The 17,967-nt window shown below is 64.8% G+C and carries 18 protein-coding genes and 1 riboswitch; of the genes, 7 read left to right on the top strand and 11 right to left on the bottom strand.

The window, feature by feature from the left end; translation table 11 throughout:
- The first annotated feature begins 29 nt into the window (after window positions 1–29).
- On the top strand, window positions 30–1,991 hold the full coding sequence (locus A4F85_RS03255; RefSeq protein WP_063325643.1) for a hybrid sensor histidine kinase/response regulator: 1,962 nt from the start codon (window positions 30–32) through the stop codon (window positions 1,989–1,991).
- Here A4F85_RS03255 and A4F85_RS03250 read toward each other — a convergent pair.
- Window positions 1,963–2,859 carry a LysR family transcriptional regulator gene (locus A4F85_RS03250; protein ID WP_013801859.1) on the bottom strand — a complete coding sequence of 299 codons (897 nt, stop codon included), beginning with the start codon at window positions 2,857–2,859 and terminating at the stop codon, window positions 1,963–1,965. The two genes, A4F85_RS03255 and A4F85_RS03250, sit on opposite strands and share 29 nt — an antisense overlap.
- A 140-nt stretch (window positions 2,860–2,999) precedes the next feature.
- On the opposite strand from A4F85_RS03250, the gene A4F85_RS03245 reads away from it, so the two are divergent.
- The 4 genes from A4F85_RS03245 to A4F85_RS03230 all read left to right on the top strand — a co-directional run bounded on the left by A4F85_RS03245 (window position 3,000) and on the right by A4F85_RS03230 (window position 5,240).
- A complete protein-coding gene (locus tag A4F85_RS03245) occupies window positions 3,000–3,995 on the top strand; it encodes an NAD(P)H-quinone oxidoreductase (protein WP_156516920.1) in 996 nt (331 codons plus the stop codon).
- A gap of 166 nt (window positions 3,996–4,161) precedes the next feature.
- Complete coding sequence (locus A4F85_RS03240; protein ID WP_043821188.1) at window positions 4,162–4,467, top strand: antibiotic biosynthesis monooxygenase family protein; 306 nt, start codon at window positions 4,162–4,164, stop codon at window positions 4,465–4,467.
- Window positions 4,468–4,659: 192 nt separating this feature from the next.
- Complete coding sequence (locus A4F85_RS03235; protein ID WP_063325641.1) at window positions 4,660–4,935, top strand: type II toxin-antitoxin system ParD family antitoxin; 276 nt, start codon at window positions 4,660–4,662, stop codon at window positions 4,933–4,935.
- Window positions 4,932–5,240 (top strand): type II toxin-antitoxin system RelE/ParE family toxin, encoded by a 309-nt coding sequence (locus A4F85_RS03230; RefSeq protein WP_063325640.1) that lies wholly within the window; start codon window positions 4,932–4,934, stop codon window positions 5,238–5,240. Before A4F85_RS03235 ends, A4F85_RS03230 begins: the two co-directional genes overlap by 4 nt.
- A 49-nt stretch (window positions 5,241–5,289) precedes the next feature.
- Here A4F85_RS03230 and A4F85_RS03225 read toward each other — a convergent pair whose 3' ends face one another.
- Together A4F85_RS03225 and A4F85_RS03220 are read right to left on the bottom strand one after the other, a co-directional pair.
- Window positions 5,290–5,928 carry a LysE family translocator gene (locus A4F85_RS03225; protein ID WP_063325639.1) on the bottom strand — a complete coding sequence of 213 codons (639 nt, stop codon included), beginning with the start codon at window positions 5,926–5,928 and terminating at the stop codon, window positions 5,290–5,292.
- Complete coding sequence (locus A4F85_RS03220; protein ID WP_063325638.1) at window positions 5,925–7,289, bottom strand: MFS transporter; 1,365 nt, start codon at window positions 7,287–7,289, stop codon at window positions 5,925–5,927. Before A4F85_RS03220 ends, A4F85_RS03225 begins: the two co-directional genes overlap by 4 nt.
- A gap of 90 nt (window positions 7,290–7,379) precedes the next feature.
- Here A4F85_RS03220 and A4F85_RS03215 point away from each other — a divergent pair, with 90 nt between their 5' ends.
- Window positions 7,380–8,315 carry a LysR family transcriptional regulator gene (locus tag A4F85_RS03215; RefSeq protein ID WP_012206203.1) on the top strand — a complete coding sequence of 312 codons (936 nt, stop codon included), beginning with the start codon at window positions 7,380–7,382 and terminating at the stop codon, window positions 8,313–8,315.
- 2 nt (window positions 8,316–8,317) lie between these two features.
- On the opposite strand, the gene A4F85_RS03210 is transcribed toward A4F85_RS03215, so the two are convergent.
- The 7 genes from A4F85_RS03210 to A4F85_RS03185 form a co-directional block, all read right to left on the bottom strand.
- Window positions 8,318–8,692, bottom strand: coding sequence for a cytochrome c (locus A4F85_RS03210; RefSeq protein WP_063325637.1), 375 nt, complete (start codon window positions 8,690–8,692; stop codon window positions 8,318–8,320).
- A gap of 159 nt (window positions 8,693–8,851) precedes the next feature.
- Window positions 8,852–9,259: a PRC-barrel domain-containing protein gene (locus A4F85_RS03205; RefSeq protein ID WP_034395775.1), complete on the bottom strand. Its 408-nt coding sequence runs from the start codon at window positions 9,257–9,259 to the stop codon at window positions 8,852–8,854.
- Between the two features lie 164 nt (window positions 9,260–9,423).
- Window positions 9,424–9,993 carry a manganese efflux pump MntP gene (gene mntP / locus A4F85_RS03200; RefSeq protein ID WP_043824905.1) on the bottom strand — a complete coding sequence of 190 codons (570 nt, stop codon included), beginning with the start codon at window positions 9,991–9,993 and terminating at the stop codon, window positions 9,424–9,426.
- Between the two features lie 16 nt (window positions 9,994–10,009).
- Window positions 10,010–10,191: riboswitch (yybP-ykoY riboswitch) on the bottom strand.
- An 86-nt stretch (window positions 10,192–10,277) separates the two neighbouring features.
- On the bottom strand, window positions 10,278–12,062 hold the full coding sequence (locus A4F85_RS03195) for a putative bifunctional diguanylate cyclase/phosphodiesterase (protein ID WP_063325636.1): 1,785 nt from the start codon (window positions 12,060–12,062) through the stop codon (window positions 10,278–10,280).
- 60 nt (window positions 12,063–12,122) lie between these two features.
- Complete coding sequence (locus A4F85_RS03190) at window positions 12,123–12,524, bottom strand: BLUF domain-containing protein (RefSeq protein ID WP_034395786.1); 402 nt, start codon at window positions 12,522–12,524, stop codon at window positions 12,123–12,125.
- A gap of 246 nt (window positions 12,525–12,770) precedes the next feature.
- Window positions 12,771–12,926: a hypothetical protein gene (locus A4F85_RS30815; RefSeq protein ID WP_012206197.1), complete on the bottom strand. Its 156-nt coding sequence runs from the start codon at window positions 12,924–12,926 to the stop codon at window positions 12,771–12,773.
- Between the two features lie 226 nt (window positions 12,927–13,152).
- Window positions 13,153–15,267, bottom strand: a complete 2,115-nt coding sequence (locus A4F85_RS03185) for a metallophosphoesterase family protein (protein ID WP_063325635.1) — start codon at window positions 15,265–15,267, stop codon at window positions 13,153–13,155.
- Window positions 15,268–15,455: 188 nt separating this feature from the next.
- Between A4F85_RS03185 and A4F85_RS03180 the strand changes: the two genes are divergently transcribed.
- Complete coding sequence (locus tag A4F85_RS03180; RefSeq protein WP_063325634.1) at window positions 15,456–16,535, top strand: glycosyltransferase family 9 protein; 1,080 nt, start codon at window positions 15,456–15,458, stop codon at window positions 16,533–16,535.
- Window positions 16,536–16,577: 42 nt separating this feature from the next.
- On the opposite strand, the gene A4F85_RS03175 is transcribed toward A4F85_RS03180, so the two are convergent.
- Window positions 16,578–17,741 (bottom strand): GGDEF domain-containing protein, encoded by a 1,164-nt coding sequence (locus A4F85_RS03175; protein ID WP_063325633.1) that lies wholly within the window; start codon window positions 17,739–17,741, stop codon window positions 16,578–16,580.
- Window positions 17,742–17,967: the final 226 nt, after the last annotated feature.

The following is a 17,967-nucleotide window of genomic DNA, read 5'->3' as shown; positions in this document are numbered from 1 at the left end:
TTCATCCCATCAAAAACAACAGGAACATCATGCCCAAGAACACGACTGGAATGATTCTTCCCTCATTCGACCGAAGCCTGCACACCATTCTTGTCGTTGACGACAACCCTGCCACGCGCTACTCCACGGCACGGGTCATCAGGGCGGCTGGATTCCAGACGGTCGAGGCGGAAACCGGGGAAAAGGCCATTGCCCTGTCGGAGACCGGCGTGGCAGCCGTGGTGCTGGATGTGCACTTGCCCGATATCTCGGGCTTTGACGTATGCCGCACCATCCGCGGTGCGCGGCACACCAGCCTGATTCCCGTGGTGCACCTGTCGGCCGAGTATGTGAAAAGCAATCACCAGGTGGCGGGCCTCAACGCAGGGGCCGACGCCTACATGGTGCACCCCGTGGAGCCGCAGCTGCTGATTGCCACGCTGCATGCCCTGATCCGCGCACGCCTGGCGGAAGACGGGCTGCGCCGCAGCGAGTCACGCTTTCGCGCCATCTATGACCAGGCGCCGGCGGCCATGATGCTGGTCAGCGCCGGCGGCCTGATCAGCGATGCCAACTCCCAGGCGCAGGCACTGCTGCAGCGCGGCATTGACGACCTGGCGGGCAAGCCGCTGACGGGCTTTGTTCCGCAGGCCGTTCGGGAAAAAGCTGCGCAGCAATTGGCCGAAGACCCCGAAAAGTCCTGGCGCGGCGAGTTCCCCATCCTCCCGGCAGACGGGCAGGAGCGCCTGATCTCCTGGAAGTTCTCCGATCCCATCGAGCCCGGCATCCGCCTGGCCGTGGCCCAGGACCTGACGGAGTCCCTGGAGTTCGAGAGGCAGCGCCAGCAGATGCTGGAGCAGGAGCAGGCGGCGCGCGTGGCCGCAGAGCGCATCAGCCGCACCAAGGATGATTTTGTCGCCGTGCTCTCGCATGAACTGCGCACGCCGCTGTCCCTGCTCAACGGGGGCACGCATTTGCTCAAGCGCGCCAACCTCAGCGAGGCCATGCTCAAGAAGGGCATAGATGCCATCGAGAAAGGCGTGAAGGCACAAAGCCGCATCATTGCGGACATTCTGGATATCTCGCGCCTGACGACGGGAAAACTCAATCTGCACCGCGAGGAGGTCAATGTCTGCTCATTGGCCGTGCAAAGCCTGGAGCCGTTGCGCGACAACGCCGCCGACAAGAACATCACCCTGCAGTTCGAGGCGCCGTCCGATGAAATCATGGCGTGGATCGATGTCACGCGATTCCAGCAAATCCTGTGGAACCTGGTCTCCAACGCCATCAAGTTCTCCAATGCGCGCAGCGTGGTGAAGGTGGGCCTTGAAATCAGTGACGAAAGCTTGGTGATGAGCGTGGCGGACGAGGGCGTGGGCATCGCGCCTGAATTCCTTCCCCATGTCTTCGAGCGCTTCTCGCAGGCCTCGGCCCCCGCCACCCGTGGCCATTCCGGCCTGGGATTGGGGCTGTCCATCGTCAAGCACCTGGTGGAGCTGCATGGGGGCACCGTGCGTGCCCACAGCGAAGGCGTGGGCCGTGGCGTCACCATGCGGGTGGAGATTCCGCTGCACGAGGCAAGCGCCTCCCAGGCCGACCCGATGAATGTGCATCTTGAAAATGGCGAATCCCTGAAAGGCAAGGACATCGTCATCGTTGAAGACAATGCGGACACCAGCGAAATGCTGAAAGTGGTGCTGACCGACCAGGGCGCCTCCGTCAGGAGTGCCGAGAACTTCGACCAGGCCATGGCCCTGGTCCAGGCGCAGTGGCCCAGCCTCATCGTCAGCGACATAGGGCTGCCGGGAAAGGACGGGTTCCAGCTGGTCAAGGCCCTGCGCGAAGCGGAGGCCGCGCACTTTGGCGGAACAAGACAGGTGAAGATCGTGGCGCTCAGCGCCTTTGCCCGGGAGCAGGACCGCACCCAGGCGCTGCAGGCAGGCTTTGACCACTATCTGGAAAAGCCGCTGCAGCCGCACCTCCTCATCCGGGTGCTGCTGGAGCAGGGCTGATCGTCTGGCCCAGCGCCTGGGCCAGGAACTCGGCCGTGACGCGCACCCGGGTCGTGCGCTGCAGGTCGGGGTGCATGACCTGCCAGACCTCGTAGTCGTCCGAGCGCTGGCGCTGGGGCCAGATGCGCAGCAGGCCTTCGCGCTCGCCCATGCTCACGGGCATTTCGCCCAGGCCGATGCCGGCCGCCACGGCCTTGCGCACCAGCAGGCTGGAGTTGGCGGCCATGGCAATCCGGGCCTGGCGTGCGGGCACATCGACCATGGTGGGAACGGGCCGCTGTTCCAGAAAGGGGCCATAGACCACGAGGTGGTGGCCGCGCAACTCGTCCTCTGCCGACGGCTGGCCAAAGCGCGCCACGTAGGCGGCGCTCGCAAACAGTCCCACGGGCCAGGCGACCACGCGGCGCACCACCAGCTCGGGTGCCTCGGGGCGAACGTTGCGAAACGCGATATCGGCCTGGCGGCGACCCAGGTTCAGCATGTGCGTGGACACCTCCAGATCCACGCGGATGCCGGGCCAGCGCTGCTGCAGGCGCTCTATGGCGGGCAGCAGGAATTCGGTGGCGATCGAGTCGGTGCTGGTCACGCGCACCAGGCCGGCCGGGCTGTCGTCCAGCCCCTCGATGCGCGTGCGCAGGTCCAGCGCCGCGCCTTCCATGCGCCGCGCGGCGCCCAGCGCGGCCTCGCCGGCGGCGGTGAGCAGGTAGCCATCCCTGGCGCGCAAAAACAGCTTGCTGCCCAGCTCGGCCTCCAGCGCGTTCAGGCGCCGGCCCACGGTGGCCTGGTCCACGCCCAGGCTGCGCGCGGCGGCGCGCAGGGAGGGCGTGCGCGTCAGCGCGAGGAAGATGCGGGTGTCATCCCAGTTCATGGCGGTTTTGGTGATGCAGATTTGCAGCACTGTAGAGCGAAATCGCTGCGTTTGAGCGGCCTGGAGCAGTCGTAAGCTTTGGGTATCGAACCTTCAATCCTTTTTTGAATACTCATTGCGCAATGAAAGACAGCACAAGCATGCAAGCCATTGTTTTCGACGACTTCGGCGGCCCCGAAGTGCTCGTGGCCCGCGACGTGGCCCGGCCCGTAGTCCGGCCCCATGACCTTCTGGTGCGCAACGCCGCGATTGGCGTGAACCGTGCCGATGTATCCCACCGCAAGGGCGCCTATGGCCGTGCCCACTTTGGCGAATCCGACCTCATGGGCCTGGAGATCGCCGGCACCGTGGTGGAGGTGGGCGCGCAGGTGCAGGGCTTTGCCGTGGGCGACCGCGTCATGGGCATCGTGGGCGGCGGCGCCTATGCCGAGCTGTCGCGCATCGACCACCGCATGGCCATGCATGTGCCCGAGAGCCTGTCGCTGACCGACGCCGGCGCGGTGGCTGAAGTCTTCGTCACCGCGCATGAGGCGCTGTTCCACCTGGCCAGCCTGCAGCCCGGCGAATCGGTGCTGATCCACGCGGCGGGCAGCGGCGTGGGCTCGGCGGCCGTGCAACTGGCGCATGCGGCCGGCGCGCGCGTGTTTGCCACGGCCAGCGGCGACAAGCGGGACGCCGTCACGGGCCTTGGCGCCGACGTGTTCATCGACTACCGCAGCGAAGATTTCCAGGCCGTGGTGGCCGACAGGACGGGCGGCAAGGGCGTGGATGTGGTGGTCGATTTCATTGGCGCCCCCTACCTGGAGCGCAATATGCGCTCGCTGGGCATGGGCGGGCGCATGGTCTGCGTGGGCCTGCTGGGCGGCGCGCTGGCGGCGGCCGTGCCCATGGATGTGCTGCTGTACAAGCACCTGCGGATCTTCGGCACGGTGATGAAGTCGCGCCCGCCCGAAGTCAAGCAGGCCATGGTCCAGCGCTTCGCCCAGCGCTGGCTGCCCGCGCTGGCGGCCGGCACCATCCGCCCGGTGATCGACAGCACCTACCCGCTGGCCGAGGCCGCGCAGGCGCACCGGCGCATGGAATCGGGCCAGAGCGTGGGCAAGCTGCTGCTGATCCCTGAGCAGGCCGGGCAGTAAGGCGCCTGCCCGGGGCGCGCACCCCCTGGGCAGGAATCCTCAAGTTCTGCAATATTCCAAGTCTCCGGATGCGCGCAGCCCCTGCGCGCATCCAGTCTCTCAACCAGGAGCGATGCCCCCGGCCGCCTCCCGCGCCGACATCGAGCCGCCTCTCCAGGAGATATCCATGATTGTTGAAATTGCCGAACTGAGGGTCGATCCCGCCAGGCACGAGGAATTCGGCCAGGCCCTGACCCAGGCCGTGGCCGACGTGCTGTCCAAGGCCGGTGGATACCGTGGGCACAGCATTCTTGCCTGCATGGAAACGCCCGGCCGCTACGTGCTGCAGGTGAACTGGGAGACCCTGGAAGACCACACCGTGGGCTTTCGCGAGTCACCCGCCTTCGCGCAGTGGCGCGCCATCATCGGCCCATACTTTGCGCAGGCACCGCATGTGGAGCATTTCGTGGTGAGGGATGCGCGGGCGAACTGAGCCTGGCATCTGCGGCCGCGCCGCCCGCCCTTCGTGGGCGGGGCGGGCGGGCGGGCCGGCGCTGGGGGCGGGCTTGCATACGCAGCGTTTCAGGGCTGGTATGGCACATCGGCAGCAATGCATTGATTTGATAACTGTTGATAAATGCGCTAGGCTGTGTTGCAGTTTCAAACCCCACGAGGAGGGCGCAGCATGATTTCTGCAGATTTGGGCAAGCAACTCGAAGGCTATGTCCAGCAGCTTGTAGACACCGGGCGGTACGGATCCAAGAGCGAAGTGTTGCGTGAGGGGGTTCGGCTGGTGCAGGACAGGGAAACCAGGCTGACTGCGCTTGACGCGTCCATCAGGCGCGGATTGGCTGATGCGGACGCGGGGCGCACCAAGCCAGCTGACGCTGTGTTCGACAGACTGGAAGCCAAATACCGCGCAATGGCCGAACAGGCCGAAAAGAACAACCAGTCCGCATGATTGTTGAATTCACGGGCAATGCGGAATGCGACCTGGAGCACATCGCTGACTACATAGCTCAGGACAATCCGCGCCGCGCACTGTCATTCGTGCAGGAGTTGCGTGACAAGTGCGAAGCCCTGGCACGCAGGCCATTCGCTTCTCCGCTGGTACCCCGGTATGAAGGCCAGGGCATTCGTCGGCGCGTGCATGGCAACTATCTGATCTTCTACCGCGTGGCCGAGCAAGAAGAGCGGACCATCATTCTTCACATCCTGCACGGCGCAATGGACTACGCCGCTGTTTTGTTCGAAGAGGGTGAGTAGCAGCGGGCCAGCCCTTGCGAGCAATTGCGAGCAAGGGCTGCGCACGCACTCAGCCCAGCTTGTGCCGTGTCCTGAGCAGTCCCACGCCCAGCGCGATGAAGGTGCCGCCCACGATGCGGTTGAACAGCTTGGCGTGTGCCACCAGGTGGCCCTTGATCAGGGAGATGAGCAGCACGTAGCAGGCGTGCGAGATCAGGGCACAGACCGCGAAGGTGGTGGTCAGCACCAGGTACTGCGTGAGCAGCGGCTCGCCCGGGACGACAAACTGGGGAAACAGCGCAGAGAAGAACAGGATGGCCTTGGGATTGGTCAGCGACACGCCCATGCCCTGGGCCACCAGTTGCCAGTTCCTGCGCTCGCGCCGCTGGGTGGGGGCCAGGCCCGCATCGCTGCCCAGCAAGCCGTCCTTGCTGCGCCAGCGCTTGACGCCCAGCCAGATCAGGTACATGGCGCCCGCCACCTTCATGACCAGAAATGCATGGGCCGACATGGCGAGGATGGTCCCCATGCCGATCATCGCCAGCCCGGACACCACAAAGATGCCGACCGAGCTGCCCAGCGAGCTCAGTGCCGTTCGCCTTGCGCCCACGTCCACCGAGTTGGAGATGGCCAGCAACACGGCGGGGCCGGGGGTGAAGCACATCAACAGCGAGACGCCGCAGAAAACAAGCCAGTGGGCGATGGTCATGATCGGGGGGAGGTCGGTGGGGGAAGACAGCCAACATTCTCGGGCAATTGGGGGGTCTTCGCGGCCTTGGCATTGCGAATGGCACCGGCCCGTGCAAACAGCTGCATGGCCCAGCCCGCGCAGGCCGCCGCACAGGCCCAGACCAGCCCCCAGCCCTGGGCCGACAGCAGATGCGGTATGGCCAGAGGCACCAGAAAGCAGACCGCGAACACGGAGGTATTGGCCATGCCCAGCGCCGTGCCTGCGCGGGCTGCGCCGGCCAGCCCGGCCAGCTGCGTGTAGGCCACGCCATGCCAGGCGGACACGCAGATGCCGCAGATGCCCAGCATCACCATGAGAGCCACACCCATCGCGGCAGACCCGGCCGGGTGGCCGGCCCAGCTCAGGACCGCAAGGCCCGCGAACAGCGCCAGGGTGAGCTGGCAGCAGGCGCGCAGAAAGGCAGGCCTGTTCCGGTGCCTGTCGGTCCAGCGGCCGCTCCAGATCCGCAAGGCCATGGAAACCAGTTGCACGACCGACATGAGGGCCGCCGCCGCGCCCAGCCCCAACTGGGCATGGTCATGCAGGAACACCGTACCGAAGGACAGCACGGCGAACTGCGGGGCGCACAGGATGCCGATGCCGGCGGCCATGCGCCAGGCCTGCAGATCGCGCAATGGGCCGGGCGTGGTGGTTGCGGTGCGGTCCGGCGCGGCGGCCTTGCTTCGAAGCGGTGACTGCGGCGGCTCCTGAATCCACAGCGCGGCGAATGCGGCAGCCCCAAGGCACAGCGCAGCCAGCACGCCATAGACGGCGGCAAAGCCTGCATGCGTGGCCAGGCCGGTCAGCAGGGGCGCGCCGATGGCGCCACCCAGCGGCACGGCGGTCTGGCGGATGCTCATGGCCAGGCCGCGCTCGCCTTCGGCAAACCAGCCCATGACTGCCCGGCCGCTGGCGCCGTTCACGCTGCCGCCCAGCAGCCCCACCAGCACCAGGCCGCCAGCCAGCAAGCCAAACGGCGGGATATGGGCCGGCGATGGCGAAGCCCATAGCGCCATGGCCGCCAGGGCCACGGCCGTGCCGCACAGGCCGAGCAGCAGCACCGGCCGGTCACCCCAGCGGTCCGTCAGCAATCCCCAGGGCAATTCACTGAGCGCAATGCCCAGGCCCATCAGCCCCAGCGCCAGGCCCAGCGTCCGGGTGTCCAGCTGGTAGCCCGAACGCATGAGGATGGCCGTCATGGGAATCCCGCTGAAAGCCACGGAAAACGCGGCATTGGCGATGACGCCTGCCGCCAGCACCTTCCATCGGTGACGGGGCGGGCAGGGCAAGGGCAGGAGGGGGCCCGGATCGGCGCCGGGTGCAGGAGAAGAGGAGGTCATGGGCGGCAGTATGTTGGGCCTCAACCATCCTGAAAATCACATAATTTCGTATCTACAATCCATTTTTTCAGCACGATCGGGGGCTTGGCAATGACACGCGTTCTCTATGACCTGGATGTGCTGCGCACTTTTTGCACCGGCGTCGAACTGGGCAGCTTTGCCCGGGCGGCGGACCGGCTGGGCCGCTCCACATCGGCCGTCAGTGCCCAGCTCAAGAAGCTGGAATCCCAATGCGGCACGCCCTTGCTGCGCAAGTCCGGCCGGGGGCTGGTGCTGACGGAGGCGGGGGAAACCTTGCGCGGCTACGCGCTGCGCCTGCTGGAACTCAACGACCGCGCCGTGGCGGCCGTGCGCGGCAGCGAGCTGCGCGGCCTGGTGCGCCTGGGCCTGCAGGAAGACCTGGGCGAAAGCGTGCTGCCCCATGTGCTGGGGCAGTTCGCACGTGCCCACCCGCACGTGCGCATCGAGGCCAGCGTGGCCCGCAGCGATGAACTGCGCGAACGCATGGCCCTGGGCCAGTTCGACCTGGCGCTGCTCTGGGATGTGGGCATGAACCATGCCTGCGTGCATGGCGAGCACATCATGCGGCTGCCGCTTCAGTGGATTGGCCCGGCATCGCTGGATGCGGCCGAGGCCGGCTGGGCGCGCGGCCTCAACGGCGGGGCGCAGGGCGATGAGGCGCTGCCCCTGGCCATGCTTGAGGCGCCTTGCCCCCTGCGGGACATCGTGACGGCCGCCCTGGACAAAAAGGGCCTGGCCTGGCGGCACGCCTTCAACAGCGCCAGCCTGACCGCCGTCTGGGCTGCCACGGCGGCCGGCCTGGGCCTGTCCGTGCGCACGCCGTTCGGCCTGCCCGCCCACGTCAGGCCGCTGGATGCACAGGCCCTTGGCTTGCCGGCCCTGCCGTCCATGGACCTGATCCTGGGCCGCGCCGCGCTGGATGCCCCGGAGCCCGTGGACCGCCTTGCGCGCATCCTGGTCGATGCAGTGCGCGAGCATGTGCGCAGGCAGGAAATCGCAATTTGAATTTATTTCTTCGTGATCAGGCCACTGAAATACTCATTCAGGTCACGAAAATCCTTCACCGTCCAGGCATGGGGCGGTACTTTCACGCCGTTTTCCCGCAAGGTCCTGGGAATCAAATCTCCATTCGGGCGAAGAATGACGGACGAGACAATCACGCCCGGATAATCATGCAGCCTTTTTCTGAAGGCGGCGGTCGTCAGGTCGGGCGTGGGAGGGTTGCTCTTGTTGGCCAGCGGGCCCGTGCCTCTGGCGTCTGCCCCGTGGCACATGGCGCATCTCGATGAATAGAGCTGCTTCCCATTGCTGTTGTCCGCAAAGCAGGGCGATGCCTGAATGGCCAACGATATTCCCAATGAAGCGGCGAAGAGTATTTTCATTTGCTCGTGGATTTTTTGTATGAATCTGATCCGCCGCGATCATATTGCCTTCCACGGCCACCCTGGATGATCGCCTTGCTGCCAGCCACGCGCCCACGAAAAAGCCCTGCAGTGCAGGGCTTGTGAAACTTGTGAATGAGGCGACAGGGCGCGCCTGGCTTACTTCTTCGCGTATTCGAACTTGGGCAGTGCCTTCAGCGCGTCCTTGGTGGCGCCGGGCAGGGTGATCTTGTTGTTTTCCACGCGGAACTGGTTCACGGGAATGGCCACGTCATGCTTGCCCATGCCCAGGAAGCCGCCTGCGCCGATGATGGCGTACGACACGGCCTTGTCGGGTGCGACGATCACATCGTCGATTTTGCCCACGGCCTTGCCTTCCTCGTTGTAGACGCTCTTGCCCAGCACGGACTTCTTCAGGCTCCAGCCGGTGGCCACGGCCTGGACTTCAGTGGCCGCCACGCCCAGCGTGGTGGTGCCCGCCACGGGCTGGGCCCAGCTGGTGGAGGCTGCACCTGCGATCAGTGCGGCAGCGATCAAACCCATCTTCAGCGTCTTGTGACCTGTCATAGAGAACTCCTGGAAAACAAAATTTGAAGCCCTCATTAGGAGCGCTGCCCAAGCGCACGGAGATCGGAAAAGCAAGCAAAGGCCTGTCAGCCAATCGAGCGGCGCGGCGAGGAGCCTGCCTACAAGCTCCCGCAACCGTGCGCTGGCGGGGTGCAGGCCCCCAATCAGATGGCGCTCAGATGCTCATACAGAATCACCGAGCCGATGCCGATCAGCAGCACACCGCCAACAGCCTCCGCCCAGCGGCCCGCAATGCTGCCCAGCAGGCGGCCGACCATGACGCCCAGGGTCACCATGGCGAAGGTGGCAAAGCCGATGGCCAGGGCCACGGTGGTGATGCTCACATCCAGGAAGGCCAGGCCCACGCCCACGGCCATGGCGTCGATGCTGGTGGCGAATCCGGTGGCCACCAGCAGCCAGAAGCCGTGCCGGGCGGGCTTGGCCTCTTCTTCGCCGTCAGCGGCCTTGAGGGCGCCCAGCAGCATGCGGCCGCCCAGCACCAGCAGCAGCACGAAGGCAATCCAGTGGTCCCATGCCTTGACATAGTCGGAAGCCGCATAGCCCAGCGCCCAGCCGGCCAGCGGCGTCAGGGCTTCGATGACGCCGAAGATGGCGCCTGTGCGCAGGGCTTCGGACCAGCGGGGTTTGAGCAGGGCGGAGCCCTTGCCCACGGCGGCGGCAAAGGCGTCGGTGGACATGGCAAAGGCCAGGAGCAGGATGGATGCGGCGTTCATCTGGGAGGGGTTCTTCACGGCCGGGCAAGCGCACAACGGCACTTCACCGCTGCCCGACCTTGTGACCTGTGTCGCGGTGAAATGCCGATGGTCTCGCCAACCGAAGAACGGATGCCTGCGCCACAGCATGCAGGATGCCGAGTGTGTTGACGCAGGCGCTTGCAGGTTGCAAGCAGGCTACTCCCCAAGGGATGCGTGATTCTAGGAGCGCAGGGCGTGATCGGGGCCTATGCCCCCATCGGCATGCGGCTCTCTGGAAATGATTCGTATCTTCGTGGCTGCCGCTATTTTCCGTTGGCGTACCGATTGCGCTCTTCAACGAATTTCCTGATTTCCGACGCTTCAATGGGCCTGCTGAAATAGTAGCCCTGTATTTCATCGAAACCCAGGGAAACCAGTAAATCAAAGACTTCGGCGCTGTCAACGCCCTCCGCCACCAGGCGATAGCCAAGATCCGAGGCCATGGTCATGATGGATTTCAATACGGACAGGGCCCGGTCATTGGTATCGATGTCGCAGACCATGGACCGGTCTATCTTCAATATCTCGGCAGGCAGATTCTTGAGCGATGCAAGATTGGAATATGCGGCGCCAAAATCATCCAGTGCAACCTTGATGCCGAGTTTCCTGATCTGTTGAAGCGCCTGAACCGTGCCATGGCCTGTCAGCACATCGCTTTCTGTGCACTCGATCACGATGTTTTTCAGCGGAACGCCGTGCTGGTTGCACATGGCGTTCAGGTAGTCCGGAAAATCGACCTCGTCCAGATTGCGCGGAGAGATGTTGATGGAGACCTGAAGATCGAGTTTCTCGGCTTTCCAGGCCGCCACCTGCGCCAGCGCCGTTTTGATCACGAACCGTGTCAGGCTGTGGATCAACGGCGTGGCTTCAACCAGAGGGATGAATTCGCTGGGCGGGATTTCTCCCATTTGTGGATGCTTCCAGCGTATGAGGGCCTCCAGCCCCTTGCAGCTGAAACTGTGGTTGTCGAATTTGGGCTGGTACACCAGCCGCAGCTGCCCATTGCCCAGCGCATGTCCGAAGTCCCGCAGGAGCCGATAGGATCGCTGCTGGAGACTGTCCTCATTCTCCTCATAGCGGTGAAACGATCGAGCGTTGTACCCGGCCTGCTGCACGCACACCATCGCCTTGCGAATGACATCGTCCACCTCGTCCTGGTTCAGGTAGAACCGCACCACGCCTGCCCTGGGTTGAAGTTCGAACCGCAGATCGGCGCTGGTGATGGGTTTTTGCAGGTACTCCAGCAATTGGTTGACCAATGCCTCCTCATCTTCTTGCCTGCCGGCGCTGATCACCCAGGCAAACCTGGCCAGGCCCACGTGGTAGACGGTTGCGTGCGGCCCCGTCATGTCCGTGACTGCCTTGGCAATGTCGCGCATGAGCTGCTCGACATAGTTCAAGCCCAGCGCATTGCTCATTTCCAGCAGGCTGGCGTGGTTGAGCACCTCCATCAATACCAGACCGCGTGCCGATCCCGGGGCCAGAATGCAAAGGCTCTTCAGGTCCAGCTTGAGTTGCGTGCGATTTGGCAGGCCCGTGACTTCGTTTATTTTGCCAATTCTGTGATGGTAGTGAAGTTGAGCCTGAACGATGGCGGCCATGGCTTGCAGTTGCTGGCCTTGCTCTTCGGAGAATGTCCTGGGCTGGGTATCGATGATGCACAGGCTGCCGATGGCGTGGCCGGATTCCATTATCAAAGGCACACCTGCATAGAACCTGATATTGGGCTTATGGGTGACCAGGGGATTTTCTGAAAATCTGCTGTCCAGGTGCGTATCGGGAATCACCATGATTCCTTCGTTTCTGATGGTGTGGTCACAGAAGGCATCCGTGCGCAGGCTGCCATCCATATCCACACCCACCGGTGCCTTGAACCATTGCCTGTGCTCGTCCAGAACCGTGATGATGGCAATTGGAGCCATGAACATGCGGCTGGTGAGCTCGGTGATGCGCTGGAATTCCTTTCTGGCATTCAGGTCCAGGATTTCAGCGGTCTGCAGTCCGAGCAGTTGCTCTTTCTCGGATTCGGTAGTCCAACGGGTAAGCATCGATTTCCTGCCTCAGTGAACCCATACTATAAAACTGCCGCGCCTTTGGGGTCAAAGGGATTACTGGGCGTCCAGCAGCGGTAAAAGCTCCTGCAGTTTTTCCAGTGCGCCTGGACCTTGAAGCTCCGAGATGGTGCCCAGCGGCTCCGTGTCTTCCACAATCACATAGGCCATGGACCACTTGGCAAAACGCCTTTGATCAAGGCGTGCCTGCGGAAACAGGGGCGTGAAGTTGATGTGTCTTTCATCGCGCGAGATGGACTCCACCAGCAGCGCCAATTGCTCTGGCGGCCCTTCGACATACTGGAAGAAGCGTTCACCGTCGAAAACCAGCATGCCCGTGATCCCGGCCGACCAGTTGAAGGTGCGCGCCGCCTTGATGATCGCCGCGATGCATGTGGTGTCAGCCCCTGGGGCCAGCTGGCTGTGATAAAGGAAACATTCGAGAGAATTTTCTTGCATACCCTCCGCCTTTCTGAGTTGTTGGGCGGCGATGGTATGCGTTGCGCGAGGGGGGCACGTAGGTGCGCAACCCGTTGTTGCATATGTAACCATACTGCTTGCACCCTGGGCCTGGGCGGCGCGGGGCCCAAGGACAACAAGCCCCCACAAACGCTGGCGGGCAGGGCTTGCGGGGGCTTGTGCAAGAGGAGGAGAGTGGTCCAGGCCTGGATTGACGTGGCCGGCCTTACAGGCGCGGCATCGCCCTCATTGCTGCTGCTTTTGCGGCAAGGGCTGGCCTATCTGTCGCTGGTTGGCCTTGGTCTGCTGCTGGGTGTAGTTGCCATCGCTGATGGGCTGGCCCATCTGCATGGGGACATACGAACGGTGATGGGACCCTGCCATGGGAATGAGCTGCTTCATGGGGAGAACTCCTGATCCGGCGGGTGGCGGGTCGGGCCGATGCCGCCGGTCTTTAGGGGTTGCGGGAGGAATGCAGCAAGTGTGTGGCGCGCCGTGAAATCCGGGTGTAGGAAAGATCGGAAGCCGTGTAGTCATGCCTGTGCAAATGCAAGAAAGCGCTGACCTGCACGAAGGGGCAGGGCACCCCTTGGCACAGATCAGCGCTGTACAGGCCGCGCCTTGTTTGTCAGAACTTCAGGCTGTCACTGCCTTCCGCGCGCAGCGTCCTGGCGTCGAAGTCCACCGAGAAATGGTCGCTGGGCTTGCCCGAGCCCAGGCCCTTGAGGATGGAGAACACCTGCTTGAAGCTGTACTGGAATGGCTGGCCCACGGGCGTGCTGTCGGCCAGCTTGTCGCCCGTTTTCTGGGGCGCCGAGGTCAGGGCAGGGAAGGCGCTCATCAGCAGGCGGTACTGCTCCACGCGCTGCTTGCCCATGTCGTTCAGCGACAGGCCGCCCGCGTAGACGGTGCGGTGGAAGTCGCCGTAGAAGGTATAGGCCGACACCTTGGCCAGCGCGTTGAAGTCCACGCCCGCGGCCTGGGCCTTGGCGCGGGCGGCGTTCTCGGCCACGCTCCAGTCGGCGGCCCACTGCGCGGCATTGCCGGCCACGGGGCTGCCTTGCAGGCAGCCGGCGCTGGGCTTGAACGGCACGGCAACGCCTTGCGCGGCGAGGCCGGCGAGCTGGGCGTAGGTGACCTTGGTATCCAGCTGGGCCATGGTCAGCATCTGCTGCAGGTTGAGCTGGCTGACCAGGTCCTTCATGTCGCAGGCCCAGTACTCGTCCAGGAAGCGCAGGCGCGACAGCTCGCCGAAGTAGCGGCTGGTGAAGTCGCCATAGCTGGTGCTGGACAGAATGGCCTTGTCCCAGCGGCGCTTGGCGTCCTCGGGCTTGCTGCTGCCTTCCACGTACTTCCATTCCATCTCGTACAGCGGAAAGAGCTCGTTGAAGCGCGGCACGTTGTTCAGCGCCACGGTCTGCACGTCCACCTTGCGCGGCGTGTCGAAGCGCACGATCTTGTAGGCTGCGCCGTAGACGGCCAGCGACGGCGACTGCACGTTCACCAGGTACTTGCCGCTCTTGCTCAGGTAGTCGTTGGTGCCGTTGAAGTGCATATGGCCGCCGATGTGCAGCGGCAGGCCCGTGGCGGCCACCGCCTCGGCCGTGGCCTGCTCGGGCACGCGCGCCGTCTGGAAGGCGCCGGGCTTGAAGGCGGCCTTGATGGCGTCGGTCTGGTTGGCGTAGAAGTCCATGGTCGGGTAGTGCGAGAAGGCCACCAGCTGCTTGCCCTGGGCCTTGGCGCGCGCGCTCACCGATTCGATCCACGCCATCACGCTCTTCTTGTGCGTGGTCATCTTGTTCCAGCCTGCATTGCCGGCGCCGGTGAAGCCCTTGGGCGAGTTGGGCTTGGCGGGGTCCAGCTTGTCCGGCACGAAGACGTTGGCGTCCACCGACAGCAGCCACAGGCCCTTGACGGGCTCGACCAGGTAGCTCACATCGGCAATGCTGGTGCAATTGGTGTAGCCGGCCTGCTTGAATTTGCCGCCTTCGCCTTCCTTGCAGATCTCGTAGCTGCGCTGGCCCAGCTGGGCCTGTCTGGCGGCCTCGGCATAGCTGTACTTGTCCTGCGCGTAGGTGCTGTAGGGGGTCTCCCAGTACACGTCCTTCTCATTGGGCATCAGGCCGTAGGGGGCCAGGTCGCGCAGCAGCGAGGCATAGCCTTGCTCCATCAACTGGTCGGTACAGACCACGTTGGCTTCGGCGTTCAGGCAGCCCTGGTAGTTCTTGGCGTAGACCTTGACCGTGCTGCCGTTGGCGGCCATGAAGTCGTCCTTGCCCTTTTCGTCATCGTCGTAGGGGGCGACAGGGTCATGGTTGCCGGGCGCGATGAAAAAGCGCATGCCCTTTTTCTCGTACTCGGCCAGCACGGCGCGAAAGCCGTTCACGTTCAGCGGCTGGCCGTCGTCGGAGAAGTCGCCGGGAAAGGCCACCAGCTTCACGCCCTTGGCCAGCGAATCGTCCAGTGCGGCGCGGAAGGCGAAGTAGTTCTCGTTGAACAGCCGCGTGGAAGTCAGCTGCGCATACATGGTGCGGATGGTGGCGAACATGCCATTGGCCGTGGGAACGCCCTTGAAGCTGCTGTTCTTGAGGTCGCCGTACACGTCCTGGAAGTGCACATCGGCCATGAAGGCCACGGCCTGGCTGTTCGTTCCCCCATCTGCCCTATCGCCATCGCTGCCACCACAACCCGCCAGGGCCAGCGCTGCGGCACCGGCCACCATTCCCAATTTCCAGACTTGCATTCTTCGTGTTGCGCGGGGCGCTCTGATTGACAAAGTCCGGCATTGTCTGCAGCCGATGTTTCATGGGTGTGACAGGGCAACCCAGCCAGGCGTGATAGACGGCGTCCGACTTTTGCAGGGGGAGGGCGCGCAGCGGGCACGCCGATTGCTACGTATCCCTGGCCTGCAACCACAGGCGGAGAGTGCCCATGAATTCCATGAATCACCCCTTGCTGAGGCTGGCCGATTCAACCCCGGCCCTCAGGTCCGGCAAATACACGGACCACCGCAGGTCGGCCGTCTTGCCGCAGCTGCGCAGAATCGGCGTGTTCCGCGCGCGCCGCTTTGGGGATCTGCTGTGCGCCACGCCCGTTCTGCGTGCATTGGCTGCGGCCTGGCCCAAGGCACGCATCACCCTGGTGGGGCTGCCCGAGGCCGAAGGCCTGGCGCAAAGGCTGTCTTCGGTCGATGACTTCGAGCTGTTTCCCGGCTGGCCCGGTCTGCCCGGCGTGCCCTCGGCCAAGGCCGATGAATACAGCTTCTTCCAGCGCCGCATGCGTTCGCGCCGCTTTGACCTGGTGGTGCAGCTGCACGACTCGGGCCGCAACACCAATGCCCTGGTCGCCAACTTTGGCGCGCGCCGCAACGCGGGCTTTGCGGACCCCGATGACTGGGTGCCCGAGGCGGATGCGCTGCGCTTTGTGCCCTGGCCGGGGCAGGGCAGCGAAGTGCTGGGCCTGCTGGCCCTGACCGACTACATGGGCCTGCCGCGCCGCGGTCTCAAGCTGGACCTGCCGTTGAATGCCGATGACCGCGCCCGCGTCCGCCCGCTGCTGCCCGCAAGCCGCCGCTACGCCATCGTGCACCCGGGCGCGCGGCTGGCTGTGCGCTGCTGGTCCGCCAGCGGCTTCGCGGCCGTGGCCGACCGGCTGGCGCAGGCGGGGCTGGAAGTGCTGCTCACCGGCAGCGAGGACGAGCGCGCCCTGGTGGCATCGGTGGCCGCGCAAATGCGCCACCCCGCGCTGGACCTGAGCGGCCGCACTGATATCTGGATGCTGGGCGCGGCACTGGCATCGGCCAGCGTGGCCGTGTGCAACAACACCACCGTCTCCATGATGGCTGCTGCCCTGGGCACGCGCAGCGTGGTCGCCTCGCAAGCCGGCGAAGTGGACCGGGGCCCGCCGCTGGACCCGCAGCGCCACCGGGTCTTCACCCCCGGCAACGATGCGCATGCCGCCGAACTGCTGGCGCAAGCAGCGCTGGCGCTGGCGGATGAAGAGCTGGCGTGAGGCATGCCCAGGGCCAGGGCACCCTCGGCACCCCCGGCGCCGTCAGTGCGGCCGCCCGGGCGCAAGCGGGACCAGTTCCATCCGGTCCCGTCCCTTGCGCTTGGAGGTGTAGAGGGCTTCGTCGGCCTGCTTGAGCCAGTGGGACAGCTCCACCCCGGGCTGGTCGAACAGGGTGGCACCGATGCTCAGCGACACCGGTTCCGGCGTCTCGAACATGGTCCGCGCCTGCTGCGCGAAGGCCTCGCGCAAGTCCTGGCCCAGCGCCTGCGCTGCCGCGTGGTCGACGCTGCGCAGCACGATCACGAACTCGTCCCCGCCCAGCCGTGCGGCCAGTGCGCCGCGCGGCAGCGCGCTGCGGATGAGGTCGCTCAGCGTCAGCAGCAGGCGGTCGCCGGCATCGTGGCCGTGCAGGTCGTTGACCTGCTTGAAGTGGTCGATATCGATCAGCAGCAGGGCGCAGGGGCTGGCCGGTGAGGCCTGCTCCAGCAGCTGGGGTGCGCGCAGATAGAGCGCGCGGCGGTTGTCCAGGGCGGTGAGCGGGTCGCGGGCGGCGATCTGCGCGATGCGTTCCTCGCGGCGATGGCGCTCCGTGCCGGTCATGGACATGGCGAGCAGCATGATCGCCATCACGCCTTCCACCAGCGAGACCAGGATCACCGTGCCGTGGAAATTGGCCAGGTTGATGAAGGTGTCCAGCGCCACGACCGAGGCGGCCTTGGCGAAATAGAACAGGCCGTGGGCCAGCAGAACGAAGCGCAGCTGCGCCGCGCCCACGCCCAGCGTGCCGCCGTGCGGGCGCAGCAGCAGGCCGGCGCGCAGGCTGATGACGGCGATCAGCAGCGACTGGATGCCCAGCATTGCCCTGGACCACCACGGCCCGCTGGGCATGAACAGCATTGCCAGCCAGACGACGGCCACCAGCCACCACAGGCGCGGCAGCCGGGTGTGCGTGAACGCTGCAACGCCGGCCAGGAACAGCCAGTGCGCGCAGATCAGCAAGCCGTTGGGAAACCAGATGCCCAGCAGCACATGGCCGCTGGAGCGCAGCAGGGCCAGCACACAGCCCACGGCGATGATGGCAAACCCCCCGCTCCACAGCAGCAGCGAGCGTTCGCGCACGCTGCCCCATTCCGCAGCCAGATACAGCGCCGAGGCGGCGGCCATGGCCGTGGTGAGAACGAGCAGGGTGAAGGGATCGAGAACCATGGACGATGAAGATATCGGCGCAGGCAGGCCCCGTGCAATAGCTGCCAGGCAAGGAGCAATGCGGCGCAGGTCGGGGCCGTCGCATTGAAATGGAGCGGAGCGCGCGGGCCGAATTGTCGCAGGATGCGGGCCTTCAAGCCCTTGCTGCGCAGCAGTCCGTTGGGTGGAAGTCACGGATCGGGCGGCCCGTGAACGGGAGCCCGTTGCCTGATTTTCGGCCTGATTT

The organism is Delftia sp. GW456-R20 (assembly GCF_001622915.1).
Taxonomy (GTDB): domain Bacteria; phylum Pseudomonadota; class Gammaproteobacteria; order Burkholderiales; family Burkholderiaceae_C; genus Comamonas; species Comamonas acidovorans.
Note: the sequence above shows the minus strand (reverse complement) of the source record. Positions and strands in the feature narration are given on the sequence as shown.